Origin of the sequence: Aquabacterium sp. A7-Y (assembly GCF_026153205.1) — a bacterium.
In the GTDB taxonomy this organism is placed as follows: domain Bacteria; phylum Pseudomonadota; class Gammaproteobacteria; order Burkholderiales; family Burkholderiaceae_C; genus Caldimonas.
This window is the reverse complement of record NZ_JAPFBW010000019.1, coordinates 78,063-96,287: the sequence shown is the minus strand read 5'-3', so window position 1 is coordinate 96,287 and position 18,225 is coordinate 78,063. Positions and strand designations below refer to the sequence as shown.

Below are 18,225 nucleotides of genomic sequence, written 5' to 3'. Positions count from 1 at the left end.
TGCGCACTCCCATGCTCGAATCCACGCAGACCAGCGCCGACTTCGCCGGCGCCACCATCGAGGGCAGCGACTTTTCCACGCTGCTCAACAAGGCCTTCAAGCCGAAGTCCGACGAAGCCCGCCAGCAGATGGAGGCGGCGGTGCGCACCCTCGCCCACCAGGCACTGCAGCAGGTCACCCTGATCGACAGCGATGCGGTGAGCCGCATCGAGGCGCTGATCGCCGCCCTGGACCGCAAGCTCTCGGAGCAGATCAATCTGATCCTGCACCATCAAGACTTCCAGCAGCTCGAATCGGCGTGGCGCGGCCTGCACTACCTGGTGAACAACACCGAGACCGACGATCAGCTCAAGATCCGCGTCATGCCCATCAGCAAGCCGGAGCTGGCCCGCACGCTGAAGCGCTACAAGGGCTCTGCCTGGGACCAGTCACCGCTCTTCAAGAGGATCTATGAAGAGGAGTACGGGCAGTTCGGCGGCGAGCCGTTCGGCGCCATCGTCGGTGACTACCATTTCGATCACTCGCCGATGGACGTGGAGCTGTTGGGCGAGATGTCCAAGATCGCGGCGGCCGCCCATGCCCCCTTCATCGCGGCGGCTTCGCCGGCGGTCATGCAGATGGAGTCGTGGGGGGAGCTGGCCAATCCGCGCGACCTGACCAAGATCTTCACCACGCCTGAATATGCGTCCTGGCGCTCCCTGCGCGAGAGCGAGGATGCGCGTTACCTGGCCTTGTGCATGCCCCGCTTCCTCGGACGGCTGCCCTATGGCCCGAAGACCAACCCGATCGACGAGTTCGACTTCGAAGAAGATACGGCCGGCGTGCATCACGAGACCTATACCTGGTGCAACGCCGCCTATGCGATGGCGGTGAACATCAATCGCGCCTACAAGCTGTACGGGTGGTGCTCGCAGATCCGCGGCGTCGAGTCCGGCGGTGCCGTCGAGAACCTGCCGACGCACTGCTTCCCGACCGACGATGGCGGCGTGGACATGAAGTGCCCGACCGAGATCGCCATATCGGACCGCCGCGAGGCAGAACTGTCGCGCAACGGATTCATGGCCCTGGTGCACCGCAAGAACTCCGACTTCGCCGCTTTCATCGGGGCGCAGTCGCTGCAGAAGCCGCTCGAGTACGACGATCCCGACGCGACCGCGAACGCGGCGCTGGCTGCGCGTCTTCCCTACCTCTTCGCCTGCAACCGCTTCGCCCACTATCTCAAGTGCATGGTGCGCGACAAGATCGGTTCCTTCAAGTCACGCGAAGCCATGGAACGCTGGCTGAATGACTGGATCTTTCGCTACGTCGATGGCGATCCGGCCAACAGCACCGAGCAGACCAAGGCGGAACGCCCGCTCGCCGCTGCCCAGGTGGTGGTGGAGGACATCGAGGACTCGCCCGGCTACTACCAGGCCAAGTTCTATCTCCAGCCGCATTACCAGCTCGAAGGGCTGTCAGTGTCCTTGCGCCTGGTGTCCAAGCTGCCTTCCGAGAAGTCCTGAGCCGGACTTCCTCGACCCCGTGATCCAGGGCCTGCGAACAGGTCCTCAGCCGGTCCCCGCCGTGCGGGGCCTTTCCGGCGCGCACCCTGCGCGTCGCCGACCTTCGGAGTTTTTCCATGCCAGGAAACGCATTTATCAAGTTTGAAAAAGTCGACGGCGGCACCGCCCCCGGCGAATCGCTGCAGTTGTCCCATCTCGGCAGTGCCGGATGGATCGAAATCAGCGACTGGAGCTGGGACGTCGAGGCCGAGGCCAGCCACCTCAAGGGGACCGGCGCGGCCGTCGGCAAGCCCACCCCCGGCGTGCTGAGTTTCTCGCACTACTACGACAAGTCGTCCCCGGTGCTCCTGCAATTCATCGTCAAGGGCACCCACTTCAAGACGGCCACCATCGACATGCTCAAGCAGACCGGCAAAGACCAGCCCGAGCTCTATTTCCAGCTGGTCGCCAAGGACGTCTTCATCACCAAGGTGGGCAGCAGCAGCGGCGAAGACGGCGCCGTCAACCAGGACGTCGAGTTTGTCTTCAAGCAGCTGGCGGTGGCCTACAAGCGCCAGAAGAACGACGGCGTGCTCGACAAGGCACTGTTTTTCCGCTGGAACATCGCCGAGATGACCCAGCAGACACCCGAGATCAAGCTGACCATCAACTGAGGACCGACCATGGCAGGCAATAGTTTCATCAACTTCGGCAAGGCCGACGTCCCGCAGGGCGAGTCGCTGCAGAAGGGCCATCACGGCGACCAGGGCTGGATCGAGATCTCGGACTGGAGCTGGGACGTCGAGGCCGACCACAGCGTCACCAAGGGTACCGGCGCCGCCGTCGGCAAGCCGACACCCGGAAACCTCAGCATCACCCACTACTTCGACACCTCGTCGCCGGCCATTCTTTCGAAGATCGTGGCGGGCAAGCACTTCCCGATGATCACCATCGAAATGCTCAAGGCCACCGGCAACGTCGACGGACCGCAAACCTATTTCCAGATCAAGGTCACCGATGCCTTCGTGACCAAGGTCGCCACCAAGGGCAGTGAGGACGGCAGCCTCGAGCAGGACGTCGAGTTCGTGTTCAAGGAGATCTTCATCGGCTACAAGCCGCAGAAGAACGACGGCCTGCTCGACAAGGCCCTGGCCTTCGACTGGAGCGTCAAGGACATGAAGACCGCCACCGCCATCAGCGGCAAGCTGGCCTGAGCCGCACATCATGTCCTTGCCGATCGCCTTCCTGGACTTCGCCTGCCTCGGCCGCCCTGTCTTGGGCGAGAGCCGGGTGCAAGGGTTCGAGAACCAGATCATGCTGCTCACCCTGTCCTGGTCGGCAACGGCCGAGCACAGCGCCTCGAAGGTCAAGCGCCAGCGGACCGAACTGAGGCCCGGCCATGTCCTGATCTCGAAACATCTGGACCGCAGCAGCATGGCCTTGTATCGATGCGCCAACGAGGCGCGCCGCTACGACCGGGCCCGCATCACGGTGATCGATCCGGCGCTGGTCGGCCCCGGGGACCGGCCGGTTCCGATGCTGGAACTCGACCTGCAGGACGGCACCGTCATCGAGATTGCGACACGCACGAGCGACAGCACCCATGCCAAGCCCATCGTGGAGCAGATCTCGCTGTCCTTCAAGGACATCCGCATCCACTACTACGCCCTCGATCCGGCGCGGCTGCGCCGCCCGATCCCCAGCAACGTGCTGCTGCGAAGCAGCCGGCATGAATGAGGCACGCATCCTATGGCTGAACATGCAAGGCTTTTCATGTCCGTCGTCAGCGAGTCGGCGGGCACCATCCAGGGCGAGTCTCAGGTGCCTGCGATGCGCGGCTGGATCGAGGTGGAGGACTGGCAATGGTCGCTGCGCGCGTCCGGCGAGGCGGGCGAGCACCCGGAGCCGTCGGTCTTGACGGTCTCCAAGCGCATGGATCGATCCAGCACCGCCCTGCTCACCGCCATGGACCAGGGCAGCGCCATGACGGTGACCCTGCGCATGGAAGAAGCCTCGCTGGAGATGATGAGCCTGTCGATCCGTCTGGAGCAGGCGCGCTTCACCAGCTATCGCCTCGACCTGGAGGACGAAGACAGCGCTGCCGGGCTGATGGAAGACTGGGACATCGACTACCGCCTGGCCAGCTTCGAATACCGCGCCGACCGCCAGTCGGGCGTGATCACCACCTCGCTGGTGCGGCTGGCGGGCGCCTCGGTGGAGGCGCCGGACGCGCCGCAGCGTGAGCTGCTCAAGCTGGCCGGCCGGCTGTCGGTGCGCCAGCTCGAAGAGGTCTGGGACGAGATGCTGGCCGAAAGCCGCCGCCGCGCCGGCCTGTCCGGCGACAGCAGCGACAAGGAGCCGACCCGGCGCCGCGCACTGCCACCCTCCCTATGACTGCCCTGATGTCCATGACCCTCCCTCTGGCCCATGACCGCCTGCAGCCGTCCTTGCTCGACCGGCTGATCGACGCTGACACATCGCGCGATGGCGCGGGCCGGACCCTGAGCCGCCGCCAGCTGCGCGAAGTGGTCGCGCGCGACCTCGTCTGGCTGCTGAATGCGACCCGTCCCGAACCCTCGCAGGAGGACGACCCCTGGCTGGACGCGCCGACGCTGCCGACGCGCGGGGATGAGCGCCGGCGCTGGCGCGAGGCCTCACATGCCCGGGCCTCCGTCCTCAACTTCGGACTGCCGGCCATGACCGGCCTGTCGCAAGGTTCGCTGGACAGCCGCCGGCTGCAACGCGAGCTGGCCGAGGCGATCCGCCGCTTCGAGCCGCGGCTGATTCCGGAAACGCTGCATGTCGCCGTCGAAGGGGCCGCGAGCGAGCGGTGCCACAACCAGCTGCGGCTCGTCATCCAGGGCCAACTCCTGAGCGATCCGGTGCCCCTGGACCTGTGGCTGGCCGCCGAGCTGGACCTCGAGACCGGGCACGCCCGGCTGCGCGAACTGCGCGCCTGACACCGGAGCTGCCTCATGGACCCTCGCCTGCTGCAGTACTACAACCAGGAACTCCGCTACCTGCGCGACCTGGGCGACGAGTTCGCCCAGGTCCACCCGAAGGCGGCGGGGCGCCTCGGCCTCGGCGGCGTGCCGGGGCAGGACCCCTATGTGGAGCGGCTGCTGGAAGGGTGTGCCTTTCTCGCGGCCCGGGTGCAATTGAAACTGGACGCGGAGTTTCCGCGCCTGTCGCACCGCCTGCTCGACATGGTCTACCCGGGCTTCAACGCCCCGATCCCCGCCATGCTGGTGGCCCAGGTCGACCCGCTGCCGGACCCGCATCTGCTCGCCGGGCACCGCCTGCCGCGCGGCAGCGCGCTGTACGGCCCCGTGATGCCGGTGTCCGCGAACCGCTGCGAGTTCCGCACCGCGCAGGACACGCTGCTCACGCCCGTGGAGGTGAGCGGCGCGCGTCAGACGCTGGATCTCTCGGGATTCGACCTGTCCCGCCTGCCGCCGGGCCTCCGGCCGCGCGCCGCGCTCGTGCTGGAGCTGCGCCTGCCCGAGGGCATGCGCTTCGAACAGCTGGAGCCCGACCGGCTGCGCTTTTTCCTGACCGGATCGGCCGAGGTGGCGGCGTGTCTGATCGAACTGTGCCTCACGGCGGTCATCGGCCTGATGGCCGGGCCGCCCGGCGGTGTTCGGCTGTGCCCGCATGCCACGGTGTCGCCGGTCGGATACCGCGACGAGGACGCCATGCTGCCGACGCCCGCACAGGGTTTTGCCGGCCTGCGCGTGCTGCAGGAGACACTCACCTTCCCGGAACGTTTCCAGTTCGTCGACATCGACGGCCTGCGCCCCGCCTTCGCCGGTACGCCGGGGGCCAGCCTCGAGCTGGTGCTGCTGCTGTCCCGCCCCGAAGACGTGCTGGCGGGCGCCATCGGGCCGGCCAACTTCCGGCTCAACTGCGTGCCCGCGATCAACCTCTTTCCGCGCCGGGCCGACCGGGTGCAGGCCGGCCCCGACCGCCACGAGTTCCACGTCGTCGCGGACCGCACAGCCCCGCTGGACCACGAGGTCTACGACGTGACTGCGATGACCGGCTTCGACGCCTCCGGCCAGGCGCAGCGCTTCACCCCGCTGTACGGCACGACACATCACGGCAGCGCCCCGCAGCGGCAGGCCTACACGCTGCGCCGCGAAGCCCGCCTGGCGAGCGAGCGGTCGCGCCGCGAGGGACCTCGCTCGGCCTATCTCGGCAGCGAGGTCTACATCGCCTGGTCCGATGCGGACACGGCGCCCGCCGGCCTCGATCTGGACCAGGTGGCGTTGCAGCTGCTGTGCACCAACCGCGACCTGCCGCTTTTCCTGAGGGCCCTGACCGAGCTGCCCCTGGAGCTGGACGCCGGCATTGGTCTGCGCTCGGTACGCGCCGTGGCCGGGCCGTCCCGTCCATGGCCCGCGCCGCCGGAAAGCGCCGCGGCCTGGCGTCTGCTCAATCTGCTCTCGCTCAACTATCTGTCCTTGATCGACGCCGAAGCGGGCGATGCCGCCGGCGCGCTGCGCGAGCTGCTGCTGCAGCTGCCGCAGGCCCAGGATGAGGCGGTGGTGCGGCAGATCGAGGCGATCCGCGCCGTACGCGCATCGGCGGTCCACCGCCGCCATCCGACCCCGGGGCCGATCGTCTATTCGCGCGGCGTCGAGGTGCGGCTGGAGCTCGATGAACGCAGCCAGTCCGGCTATAGCGCATTTCTGCTCGGCGCCGCCCTGCATCACTACCTGGCGCGGCATGTGTCGATCAACAGCTTCGTCGAGACCGTGCTGGTCTCCCTGTCGCGCGGCGAGGTGGCCCGCTGGCGTCCGCTGACCGGCGCCCGTGCCGTGTTGTGAAGGAAGGCCCGATGTCCGCAACCCTCCCCCTGCCGCCGCCTGCCGCCGATCGGCCCGAGTGGCTGCGGTATGCCGCCGCACGGCCCCACCGGCACGACCTGTTCGCCTTGCTGCGCCGCTGGGAGGCCACCCACCCGGCGCTGCCGGCGCTGGGAGAGGCGCTGCGTCCCGGCGACGAGCCGCTGCGCATCGGCCAGCGCGCCGAGCTCGACTTCGCTCCGGCGCCGGTGCAGGCGATCGCCCAGGTAGACGGGGTGCCGCACTTGCTGCAGCGCATCTTCGGCCTGGTCGGCCCGAACGGCCCCCTGCCGCTGCATCTGACGGAACTGGCGCGCGAACGCGACCGGCACCACGCCGATCCGGTGCTGCAGCGTTTCCTGGACCTGCTGACCCACCGCTTCGCGCTGCAGTTCTACCGGGCCTGGGCACAGGCGCAGCCCGTGCATTCGGTCGATCGTCCGGACATCGGCGCGCGCTGGGCCGCCCGTCTGGGTGCCTGGGGCGGTCTGGGGCTGCCGGCCCTCTCGGAGCGCGACGCCCTGGGCGATGACGCCAAGCTGAGATTCATCGGACGCCTGTCGCGTCAGGTCCGGGATGCCGATGGACTGCAGGCCTGGTGCCAGTCGGTGTTCGGCGTCGCGGTGCGCATCGAACCCTGGGTCGGTCATTGGGTGTCACTGCCCGCGCAGGCCTGCGCCCGCCTGCAGGGCCTGCCGGCCGCGGGGCCGGCGAACAGCGGGCTCGGCCGCGGCGCGGCGCTGGGCCGGACCGTCTGGGATGTCCAGCACCGCTTCCGTATCGTGCTGGGTCCGCTGACGCTGCAGCGTTACCGCGCCTTTCTGCCCGGCGGCCCTGACCTGCTGCGGCTGAGGGCCATGGTGCGCCAGTGGGTGGGCCTGGAGCTCGACTGGGAGCTGCGCCTGGTGCTCGACCGCCGCGAAGTGCCACGCCCGCGCCTGGGCCGGAAGGACCGCGGTGCCGGCCTTGGCCTCGGCCACTGTCTCTGGCTGGGGGTGCGTGCACGCGATCGCGACGGCGACGAGCTGCGACTGAACGCCGAGCGGCGCGCGGCCCACCGGCCCATGACGCAGGAGGCCACGACCGAGAGCGAATTCATCCCTGTCCGCGAGTGAGGCGACCGTCATGCCGACCACAGACTCTTTGAACGAAGCCCGATTCCTCGGCCCGGTCCCGGGCGAGGAACTCTTGTTCCGGCGCCTTCAGCTGCATGAGGAACTCGGCCGCCTGCCCGAGTTCCGACTGGAGCTGTTGCGCTCCAGCCAGAAGGCGCCGCTCCGCCCTGCCGATCTGCTGGGCCGGCCCGCAGCGGTGGCGCTGCGCCTGGACGACGAGAAGGAGCGCTTTCTCCACGGCCTGATCGTCCATGTCGAGCGCGGTGGTCACGTCGGCCGCTTCGACCTCTACTGGATCGTCCTGCGCCCCTGGCTGTGGCAGCTCACGCTCGGCTCGGACTGCCGGATCTTCCAGGACATGACGGTGCTGCAGATCCTGGATGCGGTGTTCGCCGCCTATCCCGGCGCGGGCCCGGTGGAAAAGCCGCGGGGCGTCACCTTCACGCGGCGCCCCTACACGGTCCAATACAACGAAAGCGACTTCAACTTCATCCTCCGGCTGATGGAGGATGAAGGCCTCTACTTCCATTTCCGGCATGAGCGTGACCGGCATGTCCTGGTGCTGTGCAGCGGCGCCGCCAGCCACCGGCCCACCCCGGCCGGCACGCTGCGCTGGAACGAGGAACAAGGCGTGAGCGCGCTGCGGGAAGACGTGATCCTGCAATGGTCGAGGGCCCACTCACTGCAGCCGCTGGCCGCGGCCGGGACCGATTTCGCGGCCGAATCGCCGGACTCCACCTTGATGCAGCAGGCCCGCCGTACCGGCGTGGGCCGGTCCATCGGCGGGCACGAGCGCTATGCCTGGCCCGCCGGACACGACGATCTGGCGATGACGGCCAACCTGCAGGCCAAGCGCGCCGTGGGCGAGGCCCGGCTGCGCCGGCAGGTCGACCGTTTCGATGCGCAGGCCAGCATCGCGACCGGCATCACCCCCTATCGCGCGCTGACCGCCGGGCAGACCTTCGAGTTCGCGGCACATGACGACGCCGGTGCCTACCTGGTCACCGGTGCCGTGGCCGACATGGAGTTCGCTGGCTACGAAGCCAACACGGATGCCCGCAGCACCAGCTACAGCTGCCGTTTCAACGCGGTGCCCAAGGCCCTCGCCTATCAGCCGCCGATGCAGGCGGAGCGTGTGCGCATCTCCGGGCCACAGACCGCCATCGTGGTAGGGCCTGCCGGCGAGGAACTGCATGTCGACCGCCACGGGCGGGTGAAGGTCCAGTTCCACTGGGACCGGCAAGGACGCCGGGACGAACGCAGCTCGTGCTGGGTGCGCGTCAGCCATCCGTGGGCCGGCAAGGGTTTCGGCATGATCGCGCTGCCGCGTGTCGGCGACGAGGTGATCGTGGAGTTCCTGGACGGCTGGCCCGACCGGCCCATCGTCACCGGACGCGTCTACAACGGAGCGAATCCGCCGCCCTATCCCCTGCCGGAGCGAGCCACCGTCGCCGGCGTGCGCACCCGGTCGAGCCGCGGCGGCGCGCCCGACAGCGGCAATGAATTGCGCTTCCAGGATGCGCTCGGAGAGGAGCATGTCTGGTTGAAGGCGCAGCGCGATCTGCATCAGTGGGTCGGCCGTGACCAGCTGCGCACCGTCCTGAACGACGAGGCCAGCACCATCGCCGGCCAGAGCCGCGCCGAGGTGGGCGGCAATTTCCAGTTGGGTGTCGGCGGCGAATGCCGGGTCCGGGTGGACCGCGACGCGCACGCCACGCTGGGCGCGGACCTGCTGCTCGGCGTCGGCGGCGCCGTGGATGCCTCGCTGGGCGGCGGGTTCACCGTCAAGGCCGACGGCGGGGTGACGCTGAGCTCCGGCGGTGCGCTGAACATCGATGTGGCGCAAGCCGCCGGCCTGAGCAGCGGCGCCCAGCTGAGTCTTCAGGCGCTGTCCCTGGTGCTGGAGGCGACGACCCAGATCAGCCTGCGGGTCGGCGCCTCCTTCATCACCATCGGTCCGGAAGGCGTGTCGATCATGGGCCCGCAAATCCGCCTGTACCAGGGCGGTGTACCCGGCGTGATCGTGCCGGCTGTGCCCGCCGTGCCGGCCGTCCCCCAGGTTCCCGAGCCGATGCCGCCTCATGTCGATCCGCTGACGAAGGGGCCGCGATGAACGCCGTCATCGACACCACCGTCATCCTGACCGTCATCGACCCGGACAGCGACACCCACACCGCCATCGAGACGGACCACAACGCCGACACCGTCATCGAGAGCGTCAGCGACGACACCGTCATCACCGCTGCGACGTCCGGGGGCCAGCCGCTGTCGCTCGGCGAGTTCCGACAGGCGCTCTGGCGCGACCCGGCCGTCCGTGTTTATGCCGTGTTGCAGGCCTCGCGGGTGCCCGGCGCGCTCGGCCGTGTGGCGGCGGCCCGGCAGGTGGGCGAGGTGCTCGAGTGCGAATGCCTGACCCGCGGTGCCCTCGACGACGACCACGCAGCACGGGCCGCCTATCTGCTGGCGCTGGCGCCGCAAGGCGGCTTCACGGACTGGCTGCTGGTTGAAGCGGCGCCCGCAATGAGCGATTGGGGCGTGCTGCTGAGATCGCCGCTCGCGCCGATGGCGATGCGGACCTGGGCGCGTGCACGCATGCAGGCCGCCTTGCCGGACGGGCGCGTGATGGCGCTGAACTGGCTGGACCCGGGCGTGCTGCGCGAGCTGCTGCCGCTCGCGGATCCGGGCCAGGAGGCGGCGCTCCTCGACGGACTCGATTCGCTCTCCTGGAACGAAGGCAGCGTCTGGATCCATCACCGGATGGCGCAGGGCCACCGGCTGACGGACCGGCACGAGGTGACGCGATGATCGCCCTCAACCCCGCTCAACAGTTGCGGCTGGAAGCCCGCACGCTGGAGCACGACCTGGCGCGCATCGGCGCCGCTGTGACGGAAGCACTCCGGACCGACGTCGCGCTGGAGCCACCGCTGCTCATGCGCGCCTGGCGGCGCGCGCAAGCCCACGGCCTGTCGCATGCGCTATCGGTGGGGCGCTACCTCGCGCTGACGGCCCTCTTCGGTGAGGCGTTCGAAGACCTGCCTGCCCACGCCTGGGCGCTGCAGGCGCTGCAGAGGCCGGCGCCGGAGGCGGCCAAGGTCTATCAACTCGGCCGGCAGGCGGTCGAGGCGCTCGAGGCCGGCGACGGCACGCCGCCCGGGCCGGCGACGGAGCGCTTCCGCCAGGCACTGGCTCATCTCGACCAGGCGCTCGGGCCCTGCGGTGCCGTCGGCACCTTGGGCGACCGCAGCCCTCTGACGGCCACCAGCGCGTGCGACGTGCTGGCGCTGCGTTTCGATCGGCTCCACGGTGGACACGCCGCGCCGCCGCTGCTGTACCGCCACCGTGACGGTCGCTGGTGTCGCGAGCCCGCGGCGGCCCTGCCGCAGGGCTGGTCCTCGACGGCGGACCAGCCGCTGCCCGAAGCGCTGCATCTGCTCGGAGCAGCCTCGCCGACCGAAGGCAGCATCTTGCGACTGCGCACGCGCATGCTCGGCAGCTGTGCCGAGCATGATCATCCGTCCCTCCGCCACGCCAGCGCCACCGGCGTCGAGGTGCGCCGTGGCGCGCAAGCCCTCGACTGGCGCTGCGCGCTCCCGGCCGTCGCCTTGCCCGACGGCCTGGCTGTGAGCCGCGAACCGCTGCTGCAAACGCTGAGCATCGAGAGTTGCGGTTTGCGCGATCGCGGCCCCGCGTGGGGACGGCAGTCGACCTGCCTGGCCCTTTACCCGTCGGCGCAACGGCTGCTCGCCTGGACCCGGGGGCCGGTCGAAACGCGGGTGTGGCCGGCGGCGCCGCCCCGCTCCCCCGTCCAACCCGCAGCACCGCTGCGCCCCATCACCCTCGAGACCGACGGGCGGCCCGACGACGCAGCTCACTGGCAGCGCGGCTTCGCCGCGCTCGATGAGCAACTGCGGGACGGCCTGTCACGGCTGTTCGACCAGTGGCAAGGCATTGATGGCATGAGCGGTGCAGGTCTGGAAGCCCGGCCCCGCGCACTCGCCGGCGAGGCCGGCGTGACCTGGGGCTATCAGTCCTTGGAGCCGGCCTGGGTATCGCCGCCCGTCCTGCGTGTCGCCGGCCATCTGCACCTGTGCGCCTGCCACTTGGCCCTGACGCTCTCCGGGACCCTGCGTCGCGGCGAGAGCCATACCTCGCTGCGCTTGCGGGTGGACGGGCGCGCCGACTGGCGCCTCAGCTGGGACAGCGCCGAGGACCGGTCCGCGCCGGCCCCGCAGCACGAATTCCGGCTGCCGATGGCGCTGAGCACCGAAGCGGTCACGGCGCCCGGCGCCGCGCTGGCGCAGTGGACCTGGGCCGGAGAGGCCCCGGCACTGCTCGGGCGGGCTGGCCTGCGCGAGCGGCAGCGCGGCGGTGGGCTGGAGTGGTACTTCGAGGCCTCGCTGGAGCCGGTGAAGGTCCGCGTGACCCAGGTGGATCCCTGGACCGGTCGGCTGGAGCAGAGCCTGGACCTGATGCCCGGGCTGCGTCTTGTCGAATGGAGCTGGAGCTGATGAAGCGCTTGTTGACATTGCGGCTGGAAGCTGCCGGCTGCCACGCAGAGGCCTGGCTCAACGGCATCTCGGTGGCCCGCGCCACGCCGGAGAGTCCGCGGATCTGCCTGGCGGTGCACGAGTTCATGGTGCGCGGGTCCAACTCGCTGGAGCTGCACATCGATCCGCTGACGCTGGACCGGCCGGCCACCGATGGCGCGACGATCGGCGCGTCCGTGGACCTGCACCTCACCCGCATGGGTGACGTGGCCGGCGGCGAGCGCTCGCGCGAGCTGGCCCGGCTGGCCTGGGCGCCGGGTGGGTCGTCCGAAGAGGAACCGGACGCGCCGTCCCCGGTCCTGCGCCAGCAGGTGGACCTGCCGCTGGCCTTCCCCCGCTGGCGCTGGCTGGACGCACCGGTCGCTGCGCTCACCCAGGAGCTGCAGGCGCAGGCGCAGGCTCTCCTGCAAGGCATCGCGCTGGCGCTCAACCGAGGCGACGCAGATCCCTGGCTGGCGCTCACCCGTCTGGCCCGCGAGGAACTGGCCACGGCCTATCAGCGCGACGCTGCAGAGCAGGAGGGCCAGCTCCGATCGACCCTCCTGCGCGCGCCCGACGGGCAGGCCTGGCAGTGGCAACCCCCCTCCACGCGCTTCGTCCTGCAGCCGATGGCCGGCGGACGGCTGCTGGAGTGCCTGGACCCGGAGGGCCGACCCGCGCTCGGCGCGCGCTCGCAGGATCAGCGCCACCTCCGTCAGCTGCCGCTGCGGCTGGCGTGGATCGACAACCGCTTTTACGGGCTGCGCTGAGCTCGGGTCCGCCGCTCCAGCCCTGCCCGTTTATGAAGCGCTGAACCCCCGCTCTCATCTCCCTGATTTCCAACATCTCTTATGCCCTGGCACCAAAACGTCATCTGGTCGGAAGGCACCTTCCTCCAACCGCAACACTTCCAACAGCACGATCGCCATCAGGCGTACCAGCGGCAGGCCCGGCTCACCGGCCTGATCCCCTACGCCTGGGGCTGGCTGGACCTGCAGCTCGACCGCAGCGCGCTGGCGCTCGGCAAGATCGCGCTGCTGCGCGCCCGCGGCTTGCTGCCCGACGGCCTGGCGATCGACCTGCCCGGCGAGGACGTCGCGCCGCTGGCGCTGGACGTGCCGCCGGATGCGCGCGACGAACTGGTGGTGCTGGCGCTGGCGCTGGCGCGGCCGGGCCTGGCGGAGACCGATGCCGAAGGGCCCGGTGGCGAGGCGCCGCTGCGCTACCTCGTCGGCGAGGCCGATGTCCCTGACAGCAACGTCGATGGGTCGCGGACGGCCAGGCTGCAACTGGGGCGGCCGCATCTGCGACTGATGCTGGCACGCGACTGCGGCGACGGACATGTCACGCTGGGCGTCTGCCAGGTGCGCGAGCGGCGCGGCGACCATCAGGTGGTGCTGGACGCGCAGTACATCCCGCCCACCCTGGACGCTCTCGGCAACGAGTTGCTCCTGGGCCACCTGCGCGAACTGCAGGGACTTCTGAGGCAGCGCGGCGATGCTCTCGCCGCGCGGCTGGTCCAACCGAGCAGCGCCGGCGTGAGCGACATCGCGGATTTCCTGCTGCTCGGCTGCATCAACCGTCACGAGCCCGCCCTGACCCAATGGCTGGAGGGCTCGGTCCTGCATCCGAAGCAGGTGTATGCCTGGGGGGCCGCACTGGCCGGCGACCTGGCGGTCTTCGACGGGACGCGCCGGCCTGCCGCGCTGCCGGTTTATGTGCACGACCATCCGGGGCCTTGCTTCCAGGCGCTGATGGAGGTGCTGCGGCGATCCTTGTCGCTGGTGCTCGAGCAAGGGGCCATCGCCATCCCGCTGCAAGAGCGCAAGCATGGCGTGCGGGTGGCACTGGTGCCGGATGTCGACATGCAACGCAAGGCCCAGTTCGTGCTCGCCGCCTCGGCGCAGATGCCGACCGAAGCCCTGCGCTCGCGCTTTCCGGCCCAGGTCAAGATCGGCAGCGTTGAACAGATCCGAAACCTGGTCAACCTGCAATTGCCTGGCGTGCCCTTGCGCGCCTTGCCGGTCGCGCCACGGCAGATCCCTTTCCACGCCGGGTTCAGCTACTTCGAGCTGGACACCCGCGGCAACGATCTGTGGCGGCAGCTGGAGCACTCGGGCGGCCTGGCGCTCCATGTCGGCGGCGACTTCCCGGGACTGGAACTTCAGTTGTGGGCGGTGCGTGCATGAGATGCGATCTCCCGACGCTGCTGCGTGTCCACACCCGTCGACCGGCCAAGGAAACCGCATGAACGAACTCTTGCTAGACATCGGGCGTCTCGAATCGACGCCTCCCCCCTGGTCCCAGCGCCGGCCGCTGCGGATCGCGCTTCTGGGCGACTTCAGCGCCGGCGCTCTCGCCGGACGGCTCGACACCGGCGCGACGCTGGCGGCGCGCCGTCCCCGCGACGTCAGCTTCGACACCCTGGACGAGGCCATCGAGCGGGCGGGTCTGCGCCTGGCCCTGCCGCTCGGACCGGACGGATCCACCGTGCCGGTGACGCTCAGGGCGCTCGACGATTTCCATCCCGACACGCTGATCCGTGAACTGCCGATGTTCGCCGCCCTGCGCGAGCTGCGGCGCCGGCTGGTCCAGCCCTCGTCCTTCAGCGCGGCGGCGGCCGAACTGCGGCAATGGGCCGAGGATGCCGGGCGGCCTTTGTCGCTGGCCACAGGACGCTCCGGCCGGGCGGGTGCCATCCCGCATCCGACGGCCGCCGGACTGGACGACTTCGCCCGGCTGGTGCAGCGTCCGCGCACAGGCCGCGCAGACGGCGCGGCGACGCTCGGGATGGACGCGGCGCTCGATGCGCTCGTGCGCCGCGCCGTCGGCCCCTTCGTCAGGCCGGCGCCTTCGCCGCAGCTCGCCGAGTTGTTGGGCGCGGTCGATGACGCGATGGGCGATACGCTTCGGGCGGTGCTGCACGATCGCGACTTCCAGCAGCTCGAATCGCTGTGGCGCGGTGTCGATCTGCTGCTGCGGCAACTGGAGACAGGCGCGCGTCTGGAGGTTCACCTTCTGGATGTGAGCGCCGAAGAGCTGGCAGCGGACCTCGCCGGCACCAACGACCTGGCCGAGACCGGCCTGTACCGCTGGCTGGTGAGCCAGCCCGGGGAAGAAGCTGGCGGCGGCTATGCGGCGATCGCAGCGCTGCATGGCTTCGAGCCGACACCCTCACACGCGGCGCTGCTGGGCCGCTTGGCCCGGGTCGCGTCCCACGCGGGCGCGCCGGTTTTCAGTGCCATGACGACCGACCTGCTGGCGGAGCGCCGCAAGCCGCCGCCGGCAGAGGTTCGCGAGGCGCTCGCCGCCTTGCGTCGCCTGCCGGAGGCCGGCTTCCTGTGCCTGGCGGGGCCGCGTTTTCTGCTGCGCCATGCCTACGGTCGGCGCACCGACCCCATCGCCAGCTTCGACTTCGAGGAGTTCAACCCGCGCGAAGGCTTGCGTTCGCTGCTGTGGGGCCATCCGGCGCTGGCCGCCCTCTGCGCGTGGATGCAGGACGGCGGCATCTGCCTGCGGGACATGCCGATGCAGGTCCTGCGCGACGAGGCCGGCGATACGACCGCCCTGCCCTGCACCGACCGGCTGATCCGCGCGGACATGGCTGTCACCCTGCGTGAATTCGGCGTGCAGCCGCTGCTGGCCGCCAAGAACGAGCCGATGGTGCGCATGCAGGCCCTGGCGGCGGTCAATGGCGCACCGCTGTCGCGAGCCGCCGGAAGACCCTCGCTGCAGGCCGCCGCGGCCCCGCCACCCCCACCCCGGGTGCCGGCCGAGGCCGATCCGGCGGCTGACGGCAGGTCCTCCGGCGTGGAGACCGAAGACGCCTCCGCCACGTCCTCGGAAGACGTGTCGCTGGACGCATTGCTGGCTGAACTGAATGGCAACACGGCGTCGGACACGCCGGCGTCCGAAGAGGCCGCGACCGCGGAGCCCGCCGACACCGAGGTGGATGCCGAGCTGGCCGCATTGCTGAAGTCCTTGGACTGAGGCGATCTGCTTGCAAACAGCTCGTCATGGGACGGGCCGAATCAGAAGGAGAAATGATGATGGACAAACAACTGAGCGAATCGGACTGGAAGAAGTTCGCAAAGGGCCGAGGGCTCAAGGACACCGCGCTGGTGAAGGCGCTGGCGGCGCTGGAGCAGGCCAAGGCGCCGGAGCAGCAGCTCAAGGCCCTGGACGAGATCGAGCAGCAGTCAGCGGCCCTGCGCAAGAGCAACAAGGGCGACAAGGAGCTGGCGGGCCAGCTGGACGGGCTGGACAAGGCCCTGGACAAGCAGCGCAAGGTCAGCGAGGTCGAGGCCCGGAAGGCCGCTGCACAGGATGACGGGGACGACGCCCCGGATCTGCTGACGACCAAGCTGATCCCGCTGCTGCAAAAGGTGAAGAAGGGCGAGCAGATGCACGTGCTGCTGGGCAGCACGGGCCAAGAGGTGGCGGTGCTGATGTCGCCCAAGGCGATCTCGAAAAACAAGCGTCAACTGCTGCAGGACTATCTGCAGGCCAGTTCGGTCAAGCCCTTCGAGGGCAGCTGCGTCTTCGAGGACAACGCCTACACCTTCGCGCTGCAGGAGCCGGCCGCGGGCCTGGCCAAGAAGCTCAAGGCGGCGCTGCTGAAGCAGACCGGACTGAAGCTGAAGGTGCGGGTGAGCGGCCCGGACGGCGTGGACGACGACGGCGAACCGGCCGAGGCGACCGAGGCGACCGAGGCGCAGGAAGCCCCGGGTGAGGCGCAAGGCGCCCAGCCCAAGACGCCAGAGGATGCGAAGACGCAGTTCGACGGCCGCATGGCGGCCCTGGAACCTCGCGTCCTGGCGGCCCTGCAGGCACAGGTCGGCCCTTCGTCCAAGATCCGCGCCTTGGCCGAGTTCGCGCGCGAGAAAGCTCAAGGCGGGAACTTCAAGGCCGCGCTGCAGGCACTCGATGCACTGGACACGCTGCTGTTGGCGCTGCCGGCAGCCGCACCCGGCAGCACGGATCTGCCTCCGGTCGACTACGCAAAGTCCCGTCTCGCCTGGGATGCTGCCAAGAAGAAAGTCCAGACCGAATTGACCACGCTGGAGCAGGCCATCCTGGACCAGTACCGCGATAGCCCTGTCTTTGAGGAACTCTCGGTCAAGGTGCGCGAAAAGCTGGGCGGCGTTCTGCAGTCCTTCGCGGAGGACCTGTCCGACACCCTGGATCAGGCCTTGAACGCCGCGCAGGCTGACGAGCGACGACGCCATCATCAGGCAGCTGCAGCCGCGATCCGGACCTTCCTTGACCGGGCTGCGAACGACTCCTTCCTCGCCCAACTCGATGCCAATCCCTTCGTGTCCGTGCAAGCGCGCGCCACGCTGGTCGGCACGCTGGGCACCCTCTCCAAGCTGATCGCTTGAGCCCAAGCCCGTCGTCATGTCCGCGCCCCGTGAAACACCGGCCAGGAACCGACCGGTGAGGACCGCCTTGCACCGGTCCCCCTCGATACAGGTCCAGGCGCTTGGACTGAACGTCCTCGTCTCTATTCAACCGCGCATCGCCACCGCCGCGGTCCGCCGCCGGTGCGGCGGGAACCGGGTGGCCCATTTATTTACATAGGAAGAAAAGTCAATGCCTGCACAGGATGATTGGATCAGCACCGTGTTCGGTGTGAATGTTCCGGTGAAAAGCGAAGCCGGCGTCTTTACCATACACCATACTTTGTTCACCAATGCCGAACCCGGCGCCGACATTCAGTTCGGCATGGACTTCACGGTGAGCAGCAGCGTCGGAAGACCGCTCTGTCAGCTGATATTCCCCAGTGTGGCCGTAGGAACCAATGTCCCGGGCAGATGGAACGTCGACAACCATGCCGCGGCCGGCACGGCCGCGTCTCTGATTTTCGCTAACGCCAGCGGCGGGGTCCTCGTCGACAAGCCGAGGGAAATCGCCGGCCGAGACACGGGAATCAAGAGGACCAAGTTCGCGGTCTATCTGGTGGACGTGCAAAACAACAGCGTTCAGACCAAAGGCATTCACTTCAGCTATAGCATCAACACGAATGACGCGACGCCTCAAACCATTTTTGAAGGCGCATCCAGAGCAGACATCACCAACGAACACAAATCGGTCATGCTTCAAAGGTGCCCTCATCTGACATTTGTGCCTTGAGGCGGGCTCGGGGTGGCACCCGAAGATCAAAGGCTGCGGCGAACCTCGGCCGCAGCCGCCCGGACCGAAGGCCTTGCACAGGAAATCGCCAAACGCCCGCGCGCTGGTGGCAAGGGGCACCTTG

Annotated in this window: 16 protein-coding genes; all 16 read left to right on the top strand. The window is 69.0% G+C overall.

The features are described from left to right. Window positions 1–11: 11 nt before the first annotated feature. Window positions 12–1,502 carry a type VI secretion system contractile sheath large subunit gene (tssC, locus tag OOT46_RS17840; protein ID WP_265404977.1) on the top strand — a complete coding sequence of 497 codons (1,491 nt, stop codon included), beginning with the start codon at window positions 12–14 and terminating at the stop codon, window positions 1,500–1,502. 116 nt (window positions 1,503–1,618) lie between these two features. Then, entirely contained in the window at window positions 1,619–2,155 is a 537-nt protein-coding gene (locus tag OOT46_RS17835) for an Hcp family type VI secretion system effector (RefSeq protein WP_265404976.1), read from the top strand. Window positions 2,156–2,164: 9 nt separating this feature from the next. After that, window positions 2,165–2,695: an Hcp family type VI secretion system effector gene (locus tag OOT46_RS17830; protein WP_265404975.1), complete on the top strand. Its 531-nt coding sequence runs from the start codon at window positions 2,165–2,167 to the stop codon at window positions 2,693–2,695. A 10-nt stretch (window positions 2,696–2,705) separates the two neighbouring features. Beyond that, on the top strand, window positions 2,706–3,218 hold the full coding sequence (locus OOT46_RS17825) for a type VI secretion system tube protein Hcp (RefSeq protein WP_265404974.1): 513 nt from the start codon (window positions 2,706–2,708) through the stop codon (window positions 3,216–3,218). A 36-nt stretch (window positions 3,219–3,254) separates the two neighbouring features. Beyond that, window positions 3,255–3,875 carry a type VI secretion system tube protein Hcp gene (locus OOT46_RS17820; protein ID WP_265404973.1) on the top strand — a complete coding sequence of 207 codons (621 nt, stop codon included), beginning with the start codon at window positions 3,255–3,257 and terminating at the stop codon, window positions 3,873–3,875. A 14-nt stretch (window positions 3,876–3,889) separates the two neighbouring features. Continuing rightward, window positions 3,890–4,441, top strand: a complete 552-nt coding sequence (tssE, locus tag OOT46_RS17815) for a type VI secretion system baseplate subunit TssE (protein ID WP_265404972.1) — start codon at window positions 3,890–3,892, stop codon at window positions 4,439–4,441. Window positions 4,442–4,456: 15 nt separating this feature from the next. Further along, window positions 4,457–6,310, top strand: a complete 1,854-nt coding sequence (tssF, locus tag OOT46_RS17810) for a type VI secretion system baseplate subunit TssF (RefSeq protein WP_265404971.1) — start codon at window positions 4,457–4,459, stop codon at window positions 6,308–6,310. 11 nt (window positions 6,311–6,321) lie between these two features. Then, window positions 6,322–7,443 carry a type VI secretion system baseplate subunit TssG gene (tssG, locus tag OOT46_RS17805; protein WP_265404970.1) on the top strand — a complete coding sequence of 374 codons (1,122 nt, stop codon included), beginning with the start codon at window positions 6,322–6,324 and terminating at the stop codon, window positions 7,441–7,443. Between the two features lie 10 nt (window positions 7,444–7,453). Next, window positions 7,454–9,556, top strand: coding sequence for a type VI secretion system Vgr family protein (locus tag OOT46_RS17800; RefSeq protein WP_265404969.1), 2,103 nt, complete (start codon window positions 7,454–7,456; stop codon window positions 9,554–9,556). Further along, on the top strand, window positions 9,553–10,248 hold the full coding sequence (locus tag OOT46_RS17795) for a DUF4123 domain-containing protein (protein WP_265404968.1): 696 nt from the start codon (window positions 9,553–9,555) through the stop codon (window positions 10,246–10,248). Before OOT46_RS17800 ends, OOT46_RS17795 begins: the two co-directional genes overlap by 4 nt. Next, complete coding sequence (locus OOT46_RS17790) at window positions 10,245–11,951, top strand: hypothetical protein (RefSeq protein ID WP_265404967.1); 1,707 nt, start codon at window positions 10,245–10,247, stop codon at window positions 11,949–11,951. Before OOT46_RS17795 ends, OOT46_RS17790 begins: the two co-directional genes overlap by 4 nt. Continuing rightward, the gene (locus tag OOT46_RS17785) at window positions 11,951–12,739 is read left to right on the top strand and encodes a hypothetical protein (RefSeq protein WP_265404966.1); all 789 of its coding nucleotides are present in this window, start codon (window positions 11,951–11,953) and stop codon (window positions 12,737–12,739) included. The genes OOT46_RS17790 and OOT46_RS17785 overlap by 1 nt, the downstream gene beginning before the upstream one ends. Before the next feature lie 81 nt (window positions 12,740–12,820). Continuing rightward, window positions 12,821–14,158, top strand: a complete 1,338-nt coding sequence (tssK, locus tag OOT46_RS17780) for a type VI secretion system baseplate subunit TssK (RefSeq protein ID WP_265404965.1) — start codon at window positions 12,821–12,823, stop codon at window positions 14,156–14,158. 58 nt (window positions 14,159–14,216) lie between these two features. Beyond that, a complete protein-coding gene (locus tag OOT46_RS17775; RefSeq protein WP_265404964.1) occupies window positions 14,217–15,959 on the top strand; it encodes a type VI secretion system contractile sheath domain-containing protein in 1,743 nt (580 codons plus the stop codon). Between the two features lie 59 nt (window positions 15,960–16,018). Beyond that, on the top strand, window positions 16,019–17,350 hold the full coding sequence (locus tag OOT46_RS17770) for a hypothetical protein (RefSeq protein ID WP_265404963.1): 1,332 nt from the start codon (window positions 16,019–16,021) through the stop codon (window positions 17,348–17,350). Between the two features lie 211 nt (window positions 17,351–17,561). Continuing rightward, window positions 17,562–18,101 (top strand): hypothetical protein, encoded by a 540-nt coding sequence (locus tag OOT46_RS17765; RefSeq protein ID WP_265404962.1) that lies wholly within the window; start codon window positions 17,562–17,564, stop codon window positions 18,099–18,101. Window positions 18,102–18,225 lie beyond the last annotated feature (124 nt).